We start from the raw sequence: 19,664 nt of genomic DNA, 5'->3' as shown, positions 1-19,664 counted from the left end.
ACCCGCAATTGGACGCCGCCCGCTTCGGTCTTGCTCAACCCCGGAAAACCCCCTCGTGAACCGGAGAAGGCCGACGCAAACATGACATGATTAATGCGACAACTACCTTGACACTTACCGGCCATGCCCTGGTCAAAACCAATCCCGACGAGCCCCTCGCGATCCGGTGTGACTCCTTCGTGGTCGAGACCCACGTGCATTACCCGACCGACATCAACCTGCTTTACGACGCCGTGCGCAAGGCCATCCAGACCAGCGCCGGGCTGTGCGAGGACGCCGGCCCGAGCGATTGGCGGCAAAGCGCCTACAACGTGCGCTGCTTGAAGAAAGCCTATCGTCGGGCGCAAACCCTCAAGCACTCCACCGCGCAGGATCCGGACCAACGGGCCGCACGGCGTGTCGAGATCGCAGCGGCCTATGCCGCCTATCTAGAGTTGGCCGGTGGCTTTGCTGATGCGGGCGCGCGAGACGCGTATCCGTCTGCGCCTGATCGCCGCGCTGCCGGACGTCCAGCTCGCGCCGCTGGATGCCTTCATCGCCCACGGCGAGCGGCAGATCGACCAGATCCGCCGCCGCGTGCTGTGCGGACAGACCATCCCGCATGCCGAGAAGGTCTTCTCGATCTTCCAGCCCCACTCCGAGTGGATCAGCAAAGGCAAGGCCGGCGTGCCGGTGGAGCTGGGCCTGCGCGTGGCGATCAGCGAAGACCAGCACGGCTTCATCCTGCACCATCGGGTCATGGAACGCATCACCGACGATCAGATCGCCGTGCCCCTGGTGGAGGAGATCGTGGCGCGCTTCCCGACGGTCGCCGGCGCGAGTATGGACAAGGGCTTTCACAGTCCCGCCAACCAACGCGGGTTGGCCGAGGTGTTCGACTTTCCGGTGCTGCCGAAGAAGGGCAAGTGCTCGGCCGCGGAGCGCGAACGCGAAGGCGATCCGCGCTTCATCCAGCTGCGCCGCAAACACTCCGCCGTGGAGTCCGCCATCAACGCAGATCCACAGGCTCGACCGCTGTCGCGATCACGGGATCGACGGCTTCAAGCGCTACGTCGCCTTGGCGGTGGTGGCGCGCAACCTCCAGCGCATCGGCGCGCTGCTGCTCGCGCAGGAGGCCGAGGAGGCGCGGCGCGAGCGGGAACGACAGCGCCGCCGACGCACGGCTTGACCCTTTCGATCGGGTCCGGTGCCGACCCCGACGGGAGTGGTACGCCTGCAGTCCGGCGGTGATGCGAGTCATTCTTATTCAGGCAGCTTGATCGCGCGAATAGGCCTCGAATGAGGCTCAATTGAATACGCCGGCCCCGGCCCGCCATTCAGGACGGGTTGCCGGGGCGGGAAAAAAACGGGGTTCTCGGTCGAGCACTACATAGTGGCTAAATGAATCCGACCCAACGAAAAAGGGCTCACGGCGATCAACCATAAGCCCTTGTTTTATTTGGTAGCGGGGGCAGGATTTGAACCTACGACCTTCGGGTTATGAGCCCGACGAGCTGCCTGACTGCTCCACCCCGCAACTGAGTCGATAAGATTATAGGGGAAAGGCCGAAAGCGCAAGCGCTTTTTGATCGTCGATTCGCTCGACCCGCATCCGGCCTCCCCTTCGTGCGCGGCAGAATCTCAATTCGAAGAAGGCTGCGGCTTACTCGGAAGCGGACGAGACCGCCGCCCTGCTCGGTTTGAAGCGCTGCATGTAGGGATTGTCGTGCCGTCGCTCGACGATCAGATAGGGACGGTTTGATTTCTCGTGACACTGATTGCAGGCACCGAGCAGCCCGTTGTAATCGGCATCGACACGCGACTCGTCGCCTGACTCGAAGGACGCCTCGAGGCTCTCGAAGGTCGGCAGTAGGATCTCTTTGACGAGCTTGCCAATGGGGACGCCGTCGGCTTCGTCGATGTCCTCGATCGCCTCGATGACCTCTTCGACCTCGTGGATGTAGTACGCGATAAGCGGCTTGTTTCCGGCGTCGACGGAGAGGCCGAGCTTGTGCGTGTAGTACTGAAGTTGCCCCATCCAGGTCACCAGCCCGAGATCATGCTTGTCGTCTCCGGCAAGGACCGGCAGCGGGCCGGTCAGGAGGGCGGCAACCAGGATCACGGGGATGCTTGTCGTTCGAATCATCTGCGTTGTCCTCTTTATCTATTATGTTGAAGGTGTTGCGATGGTCTAAACCGCGTCCAGAGCGAGATGCTCATTTTCGAGTAATCTCGACGTTTGGTGCATCCACAACTTTTAGCGGGGATGCGGTTTAAAATGATATATTTTTTAATACCTTAAACCGCGCAGACTCCAAAGGTCGTCAAGTCTGCCGGGGCCGATCCCATCCACAAACATCGCATACCGCGCTGGGCGCGGTTTAAAGCGTCTTGAGATATTCGAGCAGGGCCAAGCGTTCAGGGTCGCTGAGATCGTCGCCGAAGGTGTGGCCCTGATTGCCGTAGCCGGGAAGCCCGGTGTCGTAGATCTGGTTGCGCTCCTCCCAGCTCATGGCGCCGGCCTTGCCGTTGTCCAACGCCCGATAGGTCCAGCCGAGGCCGACCTCATCATACGCGGGCCGGCCGTCGCCTTCCCGATCCAACCGCCAGAAAGTCGGGCGCGAGCGGCTGTCAAGCAGGGTCGCAATCGTCGGTACCGAGCCGTTGTGCAGATAGGGGGCGGTCGCCCAGACCCCGTCGAGCGGTGGTGCCACATAGCCGAGCGCCGGTGCTGCCTGAGACAGCTCGCCGTAGAAGGATCTTCCGAACCACTTCAGGAAGCGGTCCGCATCGCTGAAGCCCTTGCGCGCGAGCTCGGGATCGGTCTCGACCTTGCCGAGTGCGATGACGCGATTCGGATAGGTCGGCGTCTCGCCGTAGGTCCCGTGACACTCCTTGCAGGTCTTCTCGAAGACCGCTTCGCCGCGTTCGGCGAGCGCCCGATCGACAGCGAAGGGGTACACGGGCGGCCGCAGGCTGGCCAGATAGGCACGCACGTCGACGAACCAGGCGTCGATCTCGGCGGCCTCCTCGACCGAATCGGTGCAGGTGGTGGAGGCGAGGATCATGTAGCGGACATGGTCGCCGCGTCCTTCGCCGTTGTAGAACATCGCGTGCTTTTTGCCCATGTTCCACCAAGGCGGAACACTCACCGGGAGCGGCGTCTGCGACGGCGGCTCGATCAGGGGTGTGTCGGACCAGGCCAGCGTCTCCGGGTCGCGGTGCGCCATCAAGGCCAGCGTCAGGTTGTTCGCGGAGTTCACGCCGACGGTGTCCGTCATCATATAGTCGGCGATGGCGCCGATCCGATCGGCCCAGTGCCGCCACTCCGTCGCTTCGGGGCCGTCCTTGACCAGCGCGGCTGCAGCCTCGATCCCGACCAAGGGGTCGGCGGTCAGATCGAGAAATTCGTTCCCCAGGCCCATGACCAGCTCGCCGTTGAAGGTCGATGCATGGCAGGCCATGCAGTTCGAGGTCACGATCTCGACCCCGGAGGCCGCGACATGCGAGGTCAGCATGTAGGGAAGCTCGGCGTTGCGTCCCGTGCGGCCCGGGAACTGCGGACCCGCATCCTGCGCGGCACCCCGGGTCTTGAGATAGGCACCGTAGGGTAGACCACAGGTGGCGACCGAGCGGTTGAGGAGCGCGTCGTAACCCGCGTCGGGGTCGCCCGGCCGCTGGGGCGATGCCGGGATCTCCCCGACCTCGGCCTTGTAGACGCCGTCCTTCTCGGTCGGACCTCGATCGCAACCGAGCAAGGCCAGCGTCGGCAGGACCAGAAGGACGTGAAGCAATGGATAGCCGAGAGTGGTGAGTGGTGAGTGGCGAGCGGATAGCAACGAATTCTTGAACAGTGACTCAGCGACCTGGAAGCCGAAAAACCGGCGCACATTGGGTATAAAACGGATGGGGAACACCATAATGATCCGGTTTGATTGAAAGGTTAGGCGATTTCCGCAAACTTCCATACCCGTAGGTTGTGCTGACGATAGGAAGCACAACTTGCGACGACGGTTGGTTGTACCTCGCACGGCTCGGCACAACCTACGCCCTTGGCATGAAGGTTTCCGGAGTTCGCCTTAACGCGCTCAGGTCCCGGACGGCGCAGCCACCTCGGCCGTGGCCTCGATCCGCCCGTGCCCGGCGATGACATCTCCGCCCAGACGACCCTCGGCCTGCACCGCGCCGGTCCAGAGTCGGACCGCGTCGTCGGCCTCTTGATCCCGCGCCAGCGGGGTGAGCTCCAGTTCCAGATCTAGGATCGGGATGCTCAGCCGCCAAGCCACCGGGTAGCGTGCCCCGCTGCGCGGGCTAAGCCAGCGCTCGAACGGCTCAAGCCGGATCTCGCGGCGCCGAAAACCTTGCACCTGCCCATCGGCGAGAATCAGGGCGCAGGCGGGTATGGGTGTCCCGGTGCCGTCTTCACGACGCAATTGGAGACAGACCAGCTCGCGGTTCTGGTCGAGTTGGATGGCGAACCGGTTTAACCCGACCCGGCCCCCGCTCGTCGGAAGCGTCCCCCAAGCATGATCGAGCCAGACCTGCCCCTCCACCGACCGAGGCTCGCCATCCAGGGTCAGAGTGCCGGCGGCCGCCATGCGCGGGAGCAGATACGCCTGCAGTCCCAACCCGCCGACATCGCCACTCAACAGACCCAAATCGGCAAAGGGGATGGCGGGTTTGCCCGCGACCAGATCCAAGGTGAGCGCTGGCCCCTCGCCGCCTGCGACCAGTCGCATGCGCGGCAGCTCCTGTCCGCCATCGGCAAGCGACAAAGACCAGTCTTCGATCCAAACCGACGTCGGCTGAGAGCCGGTTCCGGCAAGGCCCGAGGCGGCACGCGTCAGCCGCTCGGCCGACCGCACCCCGGGCTCGTCGGCCCGAATGAGCGTGAGTCGACCGCGGTAGACGGCGTTGGCCGCCCAGGCGGACGCGCGCGGTGGGGGATTCGCAGCGAGCGCAAGCCGTGTGATGCCGAGCTGGACGTCGTAGCGTCCGCCCTCGGTGTCGGTCAGCTGTCCGAACAGATTCCACAGCTCCCCCCGATACTCTGGATGGGCGCCATGATCCGCCGGGAAGCGCAATGGCCTGTCCTCGACAATCTCGGCAAAGCCCTCCGCGACGACATCGACATCGAGCAGAGCGTCCACCGAAGGCCCCGGCATCGATTCAGGGCCTCGAGACCCAAGGGTCCAGAGGGAGGCGAGTCCCGCGATCAGAACCAACAGGCTGATCAGGACCAACAGCGGCTTCATGACTGCATCAACGCCGCGCTGCTTCATATTCGGCGATTGCCTGCGGGAGGAAGCGCCGGATCTGGGCGATACGTGCATCGTCGAGCGGGTGTGTGCTCAGGAACTCCGGAGCTCGGGTTCCACTGCCCCGATTCTCGGCCTGAAAGCGCTCCCAGAATCCGACCGCCTCGGTCGGGTCGAAGCCGGCTCGGGCCATATAGAGCAGGCCGACTCGGTCGGCCTCGTACTCCTGGGTGCGTGAATAGGGGAGCATGACACCAACCTCTGTACCGATGCCGTACGCCTGCAGGGCCAGATCACGGGTGGCCGGCGATCGGCTGCCGAGTGCGGCGGACAACGCCGTGCCGCCGACCTGCACGAGCAGGTCCTGAGACATCCGTTCGGCCCCGTGGCGGGCGGCCACATGCGCGATCTCGTGTGCGATGACGGTCGCGAGTCCGGCCTCGGTCTGCGTAATCGGTAGGATGCCGGTGTTGATGCCGATCTTGCCGCCGGGCAGCGCGAAGGCGTTGGGTTCGTCCGACTCGAAGAGAACGAACTCCCACTGCGCATGCGGGATGTTCACGACGCTCGCGATGCGTTTGCCGACGGATTGGAGCTGAGCATTCGCCTGACGGTCTCGGGAGACAGGCGTGTCCTGCTTGATCTGCTGAAACGCCTGAAGCCCCAGTTGAGCCTCTTGCGCGCTGTCGATCAGCAGCACCTGGCGGCGGCCGGTCTCGGGCGCCGTGGCGCAACCGGCAAGCGCGAGCAGGACGCAGGAGACGGCCAACAGGCGCCGCCATTGCGACGATTCCCGCCGCGGCGGCACAACCGTACGCACGGATGCGCGGGGTCTCCGGCGAGGTCGGCCCCGGCTAGGCTTCCGTGGAGCACACCCGCCGAGGATCGAGCAGGCATGATGAGAGACGTGGATACGGCTTTGTCTTTGCATGACAGTCCAGAGTGGGGGCATGCCACTCGGCACACCAGAGGCCCAACCGTTCCAGGCGCTCGTCGGCTCCCCGTCAGGTCTCGGGCGCGTCGTAGTAGCTGAGATCGAGCCAGCCCGCGGCGTCGCCGCGGTGCTCGACATTCCAGCGGTTGATCCAATCGTAGAAGGGCCAGAAACGCGCACTGTCGCGCAGGATCCCGAAGCGCGAGGCGAACCGATTCCAGTCGGCTTTGCTCCGAACGGCGCGCAGATCCGTCAGGAAACGGCGCGCGTCGGCAAGATCCAGATCGATGAAGAGATTCGGGAAGCCGTTGACCAGCGTCGGATAAAGACTGAGCGTGTCCTCGTCCGGGAGCGCCTGACCGTTCTGAAACATCAGCGTGTACTGGGACTTGTAGACCCGGTTTGCCACCAACGAATAGACCCGGTGGCGATCCTGCGGCGGACCCTCCGCACGATTGAGCCGAAGCACCAGGACGCTCGGCATCTCGGGGACGAAGGGCTGTCCCTGAACGGCCGTCAGCATCGACACGGCCGCTTCCCAGTCGGCGAAGTCATCGATGGAGGCGTCGACGGCAAGCTCGGGCTTGACCCGCGGATTCAGCCGATCCGGCAGGCCGCTGATGCGCGGCCCGAGGCGTTGCACAATCTGCTCGACCAGGTCGAGGAGAGGATCCGGCCCGCGGACAGCGACCCGCGTCGGCTGCTCCGCGGTCTCGAACGGGATCAGGCTCAGGGCCACGGAGCCGATGCCTCGCGTCCATTGGTGACGGATCCGCTCGCGCTCCTCGCGCGGCAGCAGCCCGATGAAACCGTCCTCGAACTCCTGGCGCAGCATGTTGAAGAAGAGCAGGGTCTGGAGCTTCGGCCCGTCGCCGGCCCAGTATTCGAAGCTGGCCACGGTGTCGTAGTAGAGACGCTCCAGCCCGTTGTAGCCCATCAGCCAGAAGGTCTGCGGCATGCCTCCCCGGGCGCCCTGGAGCACCGAGACGTTGGTCTCGTGGCGCAGCACGGTCAGCCAGGCGTTGCGGTTATCCCCGTCGCCGTCCCAGATCGCGTCGAGCGACAAGCCGTCCGGGTCGAGCCGTGCCCGGGTCTTGGCGTAGGCATCCAGATACTCGGCGTTGCCCACAAGCGAGCGGTCCATGAAGAGATCCCAACCGTCGAGACCCAGGCTCGGATCCCGCACCGAGACATCGTGCGCCGGGTCCAGGAAGAAGACCCAGAACTGATCCTTCACGGCATAGGTCGCGATCTGGCCATTACAGACGGGTCCGTAGGTGATCCCGCCGATGATGACCTCGGCGTTCTCGAGCAGGAAGCGGTAGCGAGACTCGGCCGGGATCGCCGCGAAGACGCGAAAGGGATTGCCGATGTCCCAAGGTGGATTCAGATCCGCATCCGCAGCCCAGTCCGGCGCCAGAAAGAGCGCGCTCAGATGCGCGATGTCGGTCGGGGCGAGGCGCCAGACGAAGAGGCTCTTCTGCACCGGCGCCTCGGTCAGTTTCTCCAGCCTGTACCAGAACCGCTCCACGCCGGGATCGCCGTACGGCAGTGCGGTGGAGATGAGATCGATGGGCGTGGACTCGACCCGGCGACCGCCTTGACCGTCGTCCAACACCCGTGCCGGCGGGGTGCGTGAGCGCACCAAGCGGAAACGATCTCCGGGGCTGTCCTCCAGCACGATGGTGGCGAGAAAGACATGCTCGAAGATGAAGCGACTGACCAGCGCCTGGCGGGGATCCGCGCCGTTGAAGAAGGCCTCCCAAGCGGCGACGGCCGTCGGGTTGGCGGCCTGTTGCGCTTGAGCCTCCTCCGCCTCGGTCGGTCCGGGCGCGCCCTGCGCGATCCAGTCGCGCAAGATTACGAAGTCCTCCTCGGCGAGCGCCGGCAGGCCGAAGGGCATCCCCAGACCGGGGTGCTCTTGAAGCCGTGCGGCAAGCGCCTCGGCCGTCGAGGGGCAGGTCGCCGCGAAGCGTTGCAGCCGAAAGGGATCGACGGACTCCCGCGAGAAGCCGGGGCCGTTGTGCCGCATGCCGGCGTCGATCATCCGATAGAGGATGGAGTCGTCGAGATTGGTCTGCGCCGACGCGGTGCGCGCCAAGATGGGATAGAAGCCGCGCTCGCGCCACTCGGCCGTGGATCTGGCGGCGTCCATGTCGGTGCGCGGATCCGCGGTCAGACGCGTCGAGTAGGGGTTCTTACCGAAGCCGCCACGATCGACCCCACGGAATGAATCCAGCTTGACGTTGCAGGGCGAGCCCAGACAGCCGTGACAGGCGATGCAGCGGCGGTCGAAGATGGGTTGGACTTGCGTGCTGTAGCGCGGCGCCTCGGAGCCGACGGATACGGCCGAGACATCGGTGATCGACGCGCGGGCGGTGCCCTGCGGGTCCGCGGCACGCAGCGGCAAAGACAGGATGATCGCTGCGATGGCGATGACCGCCATCAATTGCCGGGGCACGGCGTCGGTTCCTGTGTAAAGGGACATCCGCGAAGCCTCCGAAGCGGAGTGTACTTAGGTGATTTCCGGGAATAGTCATCCCGACAGCGAGTGCCTGGAAGGCATCGAGTCCTTTTGTGTTTCCCAACCGGACGCAAGACTTCGACCCCACACCTGGGTACGCCGACTTCAGTCGGCCCCTGGGGAGGCGGACTTCAGTCCGCCGTGCGGGCGTGCTCGAGGGCCGACTGAAGTCGGCGTACCCGGGCGATCGCGGTCGGCGACCTGGACGCTGCCGCTGCGGCCGAAACGATGATCGAGGCCCTATCCCGGAAATCAGCTCATAATCCCCGCAACCCGAGGACATCCTGCATATCGAACAGCCCAGGGCCACGCCCGGCGATCCAGCCCGCGGCCCGAACGGCGCCACGCGCAAAGTTCATCCGACTCGATGCCTTATGGGCGATCTCGACCCGCTCGCCGTCGGCGACGAACCAAACGCTGTGCTCGCCGACGATGTCCCCGGCCCGGATGGTCTCGAATCCGATGGTACGGCGCTCGCGCGGTCCGGTCTGCCCTTCACGCCCGTAAACGGCGACTTCGTCGAGGTTCCGGCCCAAGGCCGAAGCGATCACCTCGCCCATGCGCAACGCGGTCCCGGACGGCGCATCGATCTTATGGCGGTGGTGCGCCTCGATGATCTCGATGTCGACCTCGTCGCCGAGCACCCGCGCGGCGATGTCCAGAAGCTTGAAACAGAGGTTCACACCAACGCTCATGTTCGGCGCAAAGACGATGCCGATCTCCCGACCGGCCGCGTTGATCAGGTCGCGCTGCGCCGGGTCGAGCCCGGTCGTGCCGATCACCATGCCCTTGCCGGCGGCGCGGCAGACCTCGAGATGCGCGAGCGTCGCCGCAGGCGAGGTGAAGTCGATCAGGACGTCGAAGTCGTCCAAGCACCCCGCCAAATCCGAGGCCACCGACACGTCCAGACGACCGACCCCCGCCAACTCGCCGGCATCCGCCCCGAGCAATGAACTACCCGCCCGCTCGGTCGCCGCACGCAACACAAGCCCGTCGGCCTCGCACACCGCCTGCACCAGCGTGCGGCCCATACGCCCGCCCGCCCCGGCCACGGCGATCCTGATGAGTTGCATCGTAGCTCCTGAAGTGTCGTGGTTAGTGGTTAGTGGTCGGACCCGGAAACTCTCGGGACATGGGCCCCGCAAAAATTTTCCTGAACCGCGTCGACTCGAACGCCGATCGATGCGAAAACGACCGACACGAGACTCGACTCGACCAAGGAAGCGCCGGACGCGGTTCAGCTTTAGAGCCCGATCTTGTCGATAAAGCTCTTCACACTATCGAGCCAGGAATGCGACTGCGGACTGTGTCGCGACCCGCCCTCCGTCATGCTGGTCTCGAACTCGCGCAGCAGGTCCTTTTGGCGCTCGGTGAGATTCACCGGCGTCTCGACCGTCACGCGACAGATGAGATCGCCGATCACACCGCCGCGGACCGGTTTGACGCCCTTGCCGCGCACGCGGAACATCTTGCCCGTTTGGGTGCCGGCCGGGATCTTGAGCATCACCTTGCCGTCGAGGGTCGGAACCTCAAGCTCGCCGCCGAGTGCGGCGGTCACGAAACCGATCGGCACCTCGCAGTGCAGATGACTGTCCTCGCGGGTGAAGATCGGGTGCGCCTTGACCTGGATCTGGACATAAAGATCGCCGGGCGGTCCCCCGTACTCGCCGCGCTCGCCTTCACCCGCGAGGCGAATCCGGTCGCCGGTGTCGACGCCCGCAGGCACCCGCACCGAGAGGGTCTTCTCCTCTTGGATCCGGCCCCGACCCCGACAATGGCTACAAGGCTCCTCGATCACGCTGCCCGTCCCGCGACAGGTCGGACAGGTCTGCTGGATGGAGAAGAAGCCCTGCTGCATCCGCACCTGGCCGCTTCCCCCGCAGGTCGAGCAGGTCTTGGGCTTGGTGCCCGGCTTGGCCCCGGTACCGCCGCAGAACTGACAGTCCACCTGAACCGGGATGCGGAACTTGACCTCCTTGCCGCTGACCGCGTCCTCGAGACTGAGCGACATGTCGTAGCGCAGATCCACCCCGCGCTGGGTCCGTCGAGCGCCCGAGCGCCCGCCGAAGATGTCCCCGAAGACGTCCCCGAAGATATCGGAGAAGGCCCCGCTGTCCGCGCCAGGACCACCAAATCCGCCCGCGCCGGCATCCACCCCGGCATGGCCGAACTGATCGTAGGCCGAGCGCTTCTTCGGATCGCTCAGGACATCGTACGCCAGCTTGGCCTCTTTGAACTTGGCCTCGGTATCCGCATCCCCGGTATTGCGATCCGGGTGATACTTCATCGCCAGGCGACGAAATGCCTTCTTGAGATCGGCCTCGCTCGCGTTGCGCGCGACGCCCAAGACCTCGTAATAATCGCGTTTTGCCATTGAATCCTAAACCGCGTCCAGAGTCGTAACCGAGGGCGCTGCAGCGTGACCGGATGACAGGGGCCGAGCATCTTCTCGAAACCACCGAGCACCGATCGAGATACCAACATGTCCGGGGGTGATTTCGATCCGGCCGGCCGCTTTAGATGATTTTCCGGGAAAGGAACGGCCGTCGTGTAGGGGCGAATTGATTCGCCCCTACAGCACCGGCCGGTCTTCCGGGTATGCGCCGACCGCAGCTTGTGCCTAGCCGTGCGAGGCACTACCGGCCTTCGGCGGAAGTTGTGCTTCCTATCGTCAGCGCAACCTACGGGTATGGAACTTTGCGGAAAGCGCCTTAATCCCGGAAATCACATGATTTATTTCTTGTCGTCTTTGACCTCTTCGAACTCGGCGTCGACCACGTCGTCGCGCGCCGGACCGGCCGAACCCTCCGGCTCGCCGGCACCGGTCGGACCCGCGCCGGGACCGGCACTGCTCTGCGCATAGAGCCGCTCCGCCATCTTCGCGGAGGCATCGCCGAGGCTCTTGGTCAGCGACTCGATACGGTCCTTGTCCTCGCCCTTCATGACATCCTCGAGCTCCTTGATCGCGGCCTCGATCGATGCCTTCTCGCCGGACTCCATCTTATCGCCGAGCTGCTCCATCGACTTGCGCGTCGCATGGATCATGGTGTCGGCGTGGTTGCGCGCGGCCACCAGCGCGTGGAACTGGCGGTCTTCCTCGGCATGGGCCTCGGCATCCTTGACCATCTGCGCGATCTCGGCGTCCGAAAGACCCGAGGACGCCTTGATGATGATGGACTGCTCTTTGCCGGTCGCCTTGTCTTTGGCCGAGACGTTGAGGATACCGTTGGCATCGATATCGAACTTGACCTCGATCTGCGGCACGCCGCGCGGCGCCAACGGGATATCGCTGAGGTCGAAGCGCCCGAGCGACTTGTTGTGGATCGCACGCTCGCGCTCGCCCTGCAGAACGTGCACGGTCACCGCGGTCTGGTTGTCGTCCGCGGTCGAGAAGACCTGCTGCGCCGAGGTCGGAATGGTGGTGTTCTTCTCGATCAGCTTGGTCATGACGCCGCCGAGGGTCTCGATGCCGAGCGAGAGCGGGGTGACGTCGAGCAGCAGCACGTCCTTCACCTGGCCGCCGAGCACGCCGCCCTGGATGGCCGCGCCGATAGCGACGGCCTCGTCCGGGTTAACGTCGCGGCGGGGTGTCTTGCCGAAGAACTCCTCGACCTTGGCCTGGACCTTGGGCATCCGGGTCTGACCGCCGACCAGAATCACCTCGTCGACCTCACCCGCGGTCAGGCCGGCGTCTTTCAACGCGATCCGGCAGGGCTCGATGGTCCGGTCGACCAGCTCTTCGACCAGGGATTCGAGTTTGGCGCGTGTCAGCTTGACGTTGAGGTGCTTGGGCCCGGTCTGATCCGCCGTGATGTAGGGCAGATTGATGTCGGTCTGTTGGCTCGTGGAGAGCTCGATCTTGGCCTTCTCGGCGGCCTCCTTCAAGCGCTGCAGGGCAAGCGGGTCATTGCGCAGATCCACGGCCTGGCTCTTTTTGAACTCGGCCACCAGGAAGTCGATGATGCGCATGTCGAAGTCTTCGCCGCCCAGGAAGGTGTCCCCGTTGGTCGAGAGCACCTCGAACTGATGCTCGCCCTCGATCTCGGCGATCTCGATGATGGATACGTCAAAGGTGCCGCCGCCCAGGTCGTAGACCGCGATCTTCTGGTCGCCGCGCTTCTTGTCCATCCCGTAGGCGAGCGCCGCCGCGGTCGGCTCGTTGATGATGCGCTTGACCTCGAGACCGGCGATCCGCCCCGCGTCCTTCGTCGCCTGGCGCTGCGAGTCGTTGAAGTAGGCCGGGACCGTGATGACGGCCTCGGTGACCGCGTGGCCCAGATAGTCCTCAGCGGTCTTCTTCATCTTCTGGAGGACCTTCGCCGAGATCTCCGGTGGGGCCATCTTCTTGCCGTTGACCTCGACCCAGGCGTCGCCGTTGTCCGCCTTGACGATCTTGTAGGCGACCATGTCCTTGTCTTTGCTGACGACACTGTCCTCGTAGCGACGTCCGATCAGACGCTTGATCGCAAAGAGGGTATTGGCCGGGTTGGTGACCGACTGGCGTTTGGCGGACTGTCCGACCAGCACCTCGCCGTCACCCGTGTAGGCGACGATAGACGGCGTGGTGCGATCGCCTTCGGCGTTCTCGATCACCTTCACACTGTCTCCTTCCATCACGGCGACGCAGGAGTTGGTCGTCCCGAGGTCGATACCGATGATTTTTCCCATGAGCATATTCTCCAAAAATGTGTCTTGTGTGGCCGAACGGCCTCGAAATTGCCTCGGAGGTTGGGGAAAACCCCCGATCGTTCAAGCCGATATCAGGATGCCTGTTGAGAGACCATGACCAGCGCCGGGCGCACCAAGCGTCCGTTGAGCGTGTAGCCTTTCTGCATGACCGCCACGACGGTGTTCGGCGGCAGATCCGAGCGCGACTGCATCGTCATCGCTTGATGAAACTCCGGGTCGAAGGGTTGCTCGATCGGATCCACCGGGACCACGCCGAAGCGATCCATCACGTCGCCAAGCAGCTTCAGCGTCAGCTCCGTGCCTTCGCGCAGTTTGGCGATATCGGCGCCCTCCGCCAGTGCGGCATCGTGTCCGAGCTCGAGGCTGTCGCGCACTTGCAGGAGCTCGCGGACAAAGCTGTCGAGCGCGTATTTGTGCGCCTTCTCCAGCTCGATGGTGTGGCGCCGCCGGAGGTTCTCCATCTCGGCGCGAACCCGCAGCGCTTGGTCGCGCAGCGATTCCGCCTCGGCGCGTGCGGCGGCCAGCTCCGACTGGAGCTCCTCTGGCGTCGGCACCTGCGCAGCACTCGCGCGCTCGCCTTCGGCGTCGCCCGCACGGGACGCCGAGGCATCCTCCAGAAGGGCCTCCTCCTCCGCCACCGACGCGTTCGATTCGGTCTGTTTTGCTGATTCCGTACTCATTCAATTCTCCCGTATCTCGGTCCGCCGTGCGCCGCGCATCGATGTCGGCGTCTCGGCCGTACGACCGACCCCAAAAACCAGAAACTATTGTCGGAGCGCCGCCGCCAGCAGTCGCGCGGTGACGTCCACGATCGGGATGACGCGCTCGTAGTCCATGCGCGTCGGGCCGATCACGCCCAGCACCCCGACGACCTTGTCGTCCACCCGATAGGTCTGGGTCACGACGCTGCAGTCGTCGAGCAGCGCATAACCCGACTCCTCGCCGATAAATATCTGCACCCCGTCGGCAGCGATACAACGGTCGAGGATGTGAAGAATTTCGCGCTTTTCGTTGAAGGCTTCGAACAGCTGTCTGAGCCGCTCCATGCTGGCCAGCTCGCCGAACTCCATAAGATTGGTTTGCCCTGCGATAAAGCAGTCGTCCTTGCGCTCGGCCGACTCGATCACCTCGTGGGCCAGCATGACGGCGCGCATCATGAGCTGATCCATATTCCGATGCGTGTTCTTGAGATCTTCGACAAGACGCTTGCGCACGTCCTTGATGTCTTGGCCGGTGAAGACCTCGTTCAGATAATTCGATGCCTGCTCCAACTGCGACGCCGTGAACTGTCGCTCGGTCGCGATAATGCGGTTGTGGACCTCGCCCTCGCTGGTCACGAGGATCGCCAGCACCCGTGTCCCCGACAAGGGTAGCAGCTCGATTTGGCGAAACACATTGCGCTCGTGACGCGGCAACATGACAACACCGGCGAGGTGCGTGATGCCCGACAAGAGCGTGGAGGCCGTCTCGATGAGCGATTTGGCGTCGGAGCGCACATCGAAGCGGGTGCGCAGGCTGGCGATGTCGTCCTCGGACGGCGGACGCACGGTCAGCAGCGTGTCGACGAACAACCGATAGCCCGCAACCGTCGGAACCCGTCCCGCGGAGGTGTGCGGCGAGACCACGAGCCCCAGGTCCTCGAGATCCGCCATGACGTTGCGCACCGTGGCCGGACTCAGATCCAACCCGGTGTCTTTCGCCAAGGTCCGCGAGCCGACCGGCTGGCCCTCCCGAATGTAACGCTCCACGAGCGCCTTCAGGAAGTGGAGCGCACGATCGCTGACCTGGCCCTCGGTATTACGTGTCTCGATTGACAAGGTGCGTCTGCCATGAAACCGGCGATGATATGGATTCCGACCGCAACGAGCGACCTCGTCGGAGCGCGTTCGAAGCGACCGGACGCGGTTTAGCACTCACCTCGACAGAGTGCTAACACCGCAATTTAGGGATTCGGGCCAAGCCTGTCAAGGCTGCTCGGCGCGCCTATTGGCGCCATCCCCCGCCCATGCTAGCTTTAGGCGTCGTACGCCCTTCCCGGATCCCAGCCTCTGACAGACCTCATGCCGCAATTCAACACCGTCGGCATCATCGCGAAACAAGGCGACCCGGAGAAGGTGGTCGGCACCTTGCGTCATCTCGTCACCTACCTGCGTTCGCGGCGCATCCATGTGCGACTCGATGCCGAGAGCGCCCACCTGCTCGGTGCGGAGGTCGGGGCAGCGGTCCCGACCGCAGAGCTCGGCGCAGGATGCGATCTGGTCATCGTGGTCGGCGGGGACGGGACCCTCCTGCACGCCGCGCGTATGATGGCCTCCTACGGCGTCCCTCTGGTCGGAATCAACCTCGGTCGACTCGGGTTCCTAGTCGATGTCTCGCCGCAGGATATCGAGTCCGCGCTCGACCCGATCCTCGCCGGCGAATACCAATCGGACCGCCGCGCCATGTTGTCGGTGCGCGTGATTGCCGAGGACGGTTTCGAGCGCAGCTACTCGGCCCTGAACGACATCGTCATCCACAAATGGAATACGGCCCGCATGATCGAGCTCGAAATGGACATCGACGGTGTCTTCGTCTCCGCCCAGCGCTCGGATGGCTTGATCATCGCCACCCCGACCGGATCGACGGCCTATGCGCTCTCGGGCGGCGGCCCGCTGGTCGACCCGGCCCTGGATGCGCTCTTGTTGGTGCCCATCTGCCCGCACGATCTGAGCAACCGGCCGCTGGTCGTCCCGGGCGATCGGCGGATCCAGGTCAGGGTGCGTGGACTCGATCAGGGTTATGTGCAGGTGACCTGCGACGGACAGGCGGACCTGCAGCTGCCGCCGCGCGCGTCCGTCGAGGTGGTCCGACATCCGCATTCCGCCCATCTGCTCCACCCGCGAGGCCACGATCACTACCAGATCCTGCGGGCGAAACTCGGCTGGGGCGGCCACATGCCCCCCGGCGTGGCTTAAGCAACGTCTTCGAGATAAGTTGAGCACCGAATCCAATCGTTGTCGTTGTCGTTGTCGTTGTCGTTGTCGTTGTCGATTACGATTGCGATTGCGACAACGACCACCGTTGCAAAGGCATTCTCTCGTCGAGTTGTTTTACTCATTTCTGAACCCTTCCTTAGGGGTGCCGTCGGACGTTCCCCGATGCTGACACACATCCTTGTCAAAGACCTGGCCATCGTCAGCTCGCTCGAGCTTGAGTGCACCTCGGGCATGACGGCGCTCACCGGCGAGACCGGCGCGGGCAAGTCGATCGTGATCGATGCCTTGGGCCTCGCCCTCGGCGATAAGGCGGATGCAGCCATGATCCGCGCCGGCTGCGAGCGCGCCGAGATCGTCGCCGGTTTTGACCTGGCTGCGGTCCTCGGTGCACGCGCCTGGCTCGCCGAGCAGGATCTCGACGATGACGGCGACTGTCTGGTGCGCCGCCTGATCGTGCGCGACGGACGCTCGCGCGCCTATGTCAACGGCCGTCCCGCCACCGGCACCCAACTGCGCGACCTCGGCGACCTCTTGGTCGACATCCACGGCCAGCACGCCCACCAATCGCTCCTGCGAGCCAACGCCCAGCGTGATCTTTTGGACGCCTACGGCGGGCATGCCGTCCTCGCCGGGTCGGTCGCCGCGGCCTTTCGCGACTACCGTGCGCTCGACCAACAGCTCGGGGCATTGGAGTCGGCGCGACAGGAACGGGCCGAACGACTCGATCTGCTGCGCTTTCAGGTCGAAGAGCTCTCGGGCCTGGGACTGAGCGCCGCGGAGATCGAGAGTTTCGACCGAGAACAGCGACGTCTGAGCCATCTGGGGCGCCTGCAGGAGACCGCCGCCCGCGTCCTCGACCTTCTGTCCGAGGCCGAGCCGGCGATCTCGGATCAGCTGCGCTCGGCCGGATCCGATCTGACCGATCTGGCCGCGATCGATCCAGCCTTGACCGAACCTCGCGACCTGCTTGAAACAGCCGCCATCCATGCCGGCGAGGCCGCTGCAAGTCTGCGCCATTATCTCGACGGTCTGGAGGTCGATCCGGCCGCCCTCGACGCGGTCGAGACCCGCATCGCGCAGATTCACGACCTGGCGCGGAAATTCCGCGTCCTGCCGGTCGAGCTGCCGGACGCCTTGGCCGCGCGCCAAGCCGAGTTGGAGACGCTCGAGCAGGCCGATCTGCGCCTCGGCGATCTGCGCGCCTCGCGCGACGCCTCGCTGAACGCCTTTCTCGACCAAGCGCGCGCCCTCGGCGACGCACGGGCCGGGGCCGCCGAGCGCCTGAACCGCACGGTGACGGAGGCCATGCAGCAGCTCGGCATGGCGGGCGGGCGCTTCGCCGTGGAGATCGAGACGCTGTCGTCCGAGCGCGCGGGCACGGGCGGGCTGGAGCGCATCGCCTTCCTGGTCAGCGCCAACCCGGGCCAGCCGCTACAGCCGCTCGCCAAGGTCGCCTCGGGCGGCGAGCTCTCGCGCATCAGTCTCGGCATTCAGGTCGCGACCGCCGAGTGCGGAAGCGTCCCGACCCTAGTGTTTGACGAGGTCGATGTCGGCATCGGCGGCGGGATCGCGGAGATCGTCGGGCGTCTGCTGCGCCGACTCGGCGACTCGCGCCAGGTGCTCTGCGTGACCCATCTCCCCCAGGTCGCCGCCCAGGCCCACCAACAGCTTCGGGTCCGCAAAGAGACCCTCGACGGCCAGACCTACACCCGCATCGAGACACTCGACCCGGATGCGCGGGTCGAGGAGATCGCCCGCATGCTCGGCGGCACCAAGATCACCGCACGCACCCGCGACCACGCCTGCGAGATGCTCGGCTGGGCCGGATGACGCTCAACACGCCGACGGTCAACACGAAGGAGTAAACGCATGAAAGTCATGGTGACCGGCAGCGCCGGTTTTATCGGCTCGGCCCTGTCCTTACGCCTCCTCGCCCGCGGCGACGAGGTGATCGGGATCGACAATCTCAACGACTATTACGATGTCGCCCTCAAGGAGGCGCGACTCGCCCGCACCATCCCCTTCGAGGGCTTCCGCGACGAGCGCGTCGACATCGAGGACGGTGCGCGCATGCGCGAGCTCTTCGCCCTGCACCGCCCGGATCGGGTCGTACACCTCGCAGCCCAAGCCGGGGTGCGCTACTCCATCGAAAACCCGATGGCCTACGTCAACACCAACCTGGTCGGCTTCGCGCACATCCTGGAAGGCTGTCGGGATATCGGAGTGGAGCACCTGGTCTACGCCTCGAGCAGCTCGGTCTACGGCGCCAATACCGCCATGCCATTCTCGATCCATCACAATGTCGATCACCCCTTGAGCCTCTATGCCGCCAGCAAAAAGGCCAACGAGCTGATGGCCCACACCTACAGCCATCTGTATCGGATCCCGACCACCGGTCTGCGCTTCTTCACCGTCTACGGTCCCTGGGGGCGGCCCGACATGGCGCTCTTCAAGTTCACCCGCGCCATCCTCGCCGGCAAGCCGATCGACGTCTTCAACTACGGCAAACACCGTCGCGACTTCACCTTTGTCGACGACATCGTGGAAGGCGTCATCCGTGTCCTGGACCGCGTCCCGACCGGAGATCCGACCTGGTCCGGCGCACAACCCGATCCCGCGACCAGTCAGGGACCCTATCGCATCTACAACATCGGCAACAACAAACCGGTCGAGCTCATGGAATACATCGGCTTCCTGGAAGAGGCCCTGGGTCGCAAAGCGCAAATGAACCTGCTCCCCCTGCAGCCCGGCGATGTCCCGGACACCTATGCGGACGTCACCGACTTGGTGCGCGACACCGGCTACTGCCCGGATACCCCGGTCGGCGAGGGGGTGGCGCGGTTCGTGGAGTGGTATCGGGGTTTCTACCGCGTCTAAACCGCGTCCTGAGCCACATGTATTGTTCGAGCGGGTGCTCGGGCTTACGACGACCCGCGAGCTCGGGAGTCGACGCGGTTTAGGTGTCTGCTGGTGCAGGAGGGCTTCTACTCCAACCGCACCGACTTCATCCGGACCGCGATCCGCAGCTAGCTCGATCATCACGGCGAGGCGGTGCGTCAATCGGTCGCCAGACACCGTCTCGACCTGGGCCTGCGCCGGTACGACCGGCACAAGCTGGAACGGGTGCAGGCGGCGGGCGAGACCCTCCACATCCAGGTGCTCTGTCTCGTCGTCATCGCCGATGACGTGCCTGCCGATCTCGCACGAGAGACCATCGCCTCGGTCCATGTGCTCGGCGCCCTCCAGGCCGGTCCCGCGGTGAAGGCCGCATTGCGCGACCGCATCCGATGAGGGCACAGCCACCG

13 protein-coding genes, 1 tRNA gene and 3 pseudogenes are annotated in these 19,664 nt (G+C 64.7%); 5 read left to right on the top strand and 12 right to left on the bottom strand.

All coding sequences use genetic code 11. The features are described from left to right. Positions 1-194 (bottom strand): annotated as a pseudogene (locus AADX97_RS24910) (hypothetical protein); the annotation flags it as partial. Here AADX97_RS24910 and AADX97_RS24905 point away from each other — a divergent pair. Further along, a pseudogene (locus AADX97_RS24905) lies at positions 120-1,168 on the top strand (ISNCY family transposase); the annotation flags it as partial. The pseudogenes AADX97_RS24910 and AADX97_RS24905 sit on opposite strands and share 75 nt — an antisense overlap. 271 nt (positions 1,169-1,439) lie before the next feature. On the opposite strand, the gene AADX97_RS24900 reads toward AADX97_RS24905, so the two are convergent. From AADX97_RS24900 to hrcA, 11 genes are all read right to left on the bottom strand, one after another. Next, positions 1,440-1,516, bottom strand: a tRNA-Met gene (locus tag AADX97_RS24900). A 126-nt stretch (positions 1,517-1,642) separates the two neighbouring features. Beyond that, on the bottom strand, positions 1,643-2,125 hold the full coding sequence (locus AADX97_RS24895; RefSeq protein ID WP_374236756.1) for a hypothetical protein: 483 nt from the start codon (positions 2,123-2,125) through the stop codon (positions 1,643-1,645). A gap of 235 nt (positions 2,126-2,360) precedes the next feature. After that, on the bottom strand, positions 2,361-3,773 hold the full coding sequence (locus AADX97_RS24890; protein WP_374236757.1) for a hypothetical protein: 1,413 nt from the start codon (positions 3,771-3,773) through the stop codon (positions 2,361-2,363). A 294-nt stretch (positions 3,774-4,067) separates the two neighbouring features. After that, positions 4,068-5,234: a lipocalin-like domain-containing protein gene (locus AADX97_RS24885; RefSeq protein ID WP_374236758.1), complete on the bottom strand. Its 1,167-nt coding sequence runs from the start codon at positions 5,232-5,234 to the stop codon at positions 4,068-4,070. A 7-nt stretch (positions 5,235-5,241) separates the two neighbouring features. Next, the gene (locus tag AADX97_RS24880) at positions 5,242-6,057 is read right to left on the bottom strand and encodes a M48 family metallopeptidase (RefSeq protein WP_374236759.1); all 816 of its coding nucleotides are present in this window, start codon (positions 6,055-6,057) and stop codon (positions 5,242-5,244) included. A 184-nt stretch (positions 6,058-6,241) separates the two neighbouring features. Further along, positions 6,242-8,659, bottom strand: coding sequence for a fatty acid cis/trans isomerase (locus AADX97_RS24875; RefSeq protein WP_374236760.1), 2,418 nt, complete (start codon positions 8,657-8,659; stop codon positions 6,242-6,244). Positions 8,660-8,952: 293 nt separating this feature from the next. Beyond that, positions 8,953-9,768: a 4-hydroxy-tetrahydrodipicolinate reductase gene (dapB, locus tag AADX97_RS24870; RefSeq protein ID WP_374236761.1), complete on the bottom strand. Its 816-nt coding sequence runs from the start codon at positions 9,766-9,768 to the stop codon at positions 8,953-8,955. Positions 9,769-9,938: 170 nt separating this feature from the next. Further along, on the bottom strand, positions 9,939-11,069 hold the full coding sequence (dnaJ, locus tag AADX97_RS24865; protein ID WP_374236762.1) for a molecular chaperone DnaJ: 1,131 nt from the start codon (positions 11,067-11,069) through the stop codon (positions 9,939-9,941). A 359-nt stretch (positions 11,070-11,428) separates the two neighbouring features. Further along, entirely contained in the window at positions 11,429-13,363 is a 1,935-nt protein-coding gene (gene dnaK, locus AADX97_RS24860) for a molecular chaperone DnaK (RefSeq protein WP_374236763.1), read from the bottom strand. 92 nt (positions 13,364-13,455) lie between these two features. Further along, positions 13,456-14,064 carry a nucleotide exchange factor GrpE gene (gene grpE / locus AADX97_RS24855; protein ID WP_374236764.1) on the bottom strand — a complete coding sequence of 203 codons (609 nt, stop codon included), beginning with the start codon at positions 14,062-14,064 and terminating at the stop codon, positions 13,456-13,458. 84 nt (positions 14,065-14,148) lie between these two features. Next, positions 14,149-15,201: a heat-inducible transcriptional repressor HrcA gene (hrcA, locus tag AADX97_RS24850; protein ID WP_374236765.1), complete on the bottom strand. Its 1,053-nt coding sequence runs from the start codon at positions 15,199-15,201 to the stop codon at positions 14,149-14,151. A 243-nt stretch (positions 15,202-15,444) separates the two neighbouring features. On the opposite strand from hrcA, the gene AADX97_RS24845 reads away from it, so the two are divergent. The 4 genes and pseudogenes from AADX97_RS24845 to AADX97_RS24830 all read left to right on the top strand — a co-directional run bounded on the left by AADX97_RS24845 (position 15,445) and on the right by AADX97_RS24830 (position 19,650). Continuing rightward, positions 15,445-16,338 (top strand): NAD(+) kinase, encoded by an 894-nt coding sequence (locus tag AADX97_RS24845; RefSeq protein ID WP_374236766.1) that lies wholly within the window; start codon positions 15,445-15,447, stop codon positions 16,336-16,338. Between the two features lie 183 nt (positions 16,339-16,521). Continuing rightward, on the top strand, positions 16,522-18,189 hold the full coding sequence (gene recN / locus AADX97_RS24840) for a DNA repair protein RecN (RefSeq protein ID WP_374236767.1): 1,668 nt from the start codon (positions 16,522-16,524) through the stop codon (positions 18,187-18,189). 39 nt (positions 18,190-18,228) lie between these two features. Beyond that, complete coding sequence (locus AADX97_RS24835; RefSeq protein ID WP_374236768.1) at positions 18,229-19,236, top strand: NAD-dependent epimerase; 1,008 nt, start codon at positions 18,229-18,231, stop codon at positions 19,234-19,236. Between the two features lie 93 nt (positions 19,237-19,329). Continuing rightward, positions 19,330-19,650, top strand: a pseudogene (locus tag AADX97_RS24830) (CopG family transcriptional regulator). Positions 19,651-19,664: the final 14 nt, after the last annotated feature.

The organism is Thiocapsa sp. C2-2m, from assembly GCF_041903745.1.
Lineage (GTDB): Bacteria > Pseudomonadota > Gammaproteobacteria > Chromatiales > Chromatiaceae > Thiocapsa > Thiocapsa roseilacustris.
Note: the sequence above shows the minus strand (reverse complement) of the source record. Positions and strands in the feature narration are given on the sequence as shown.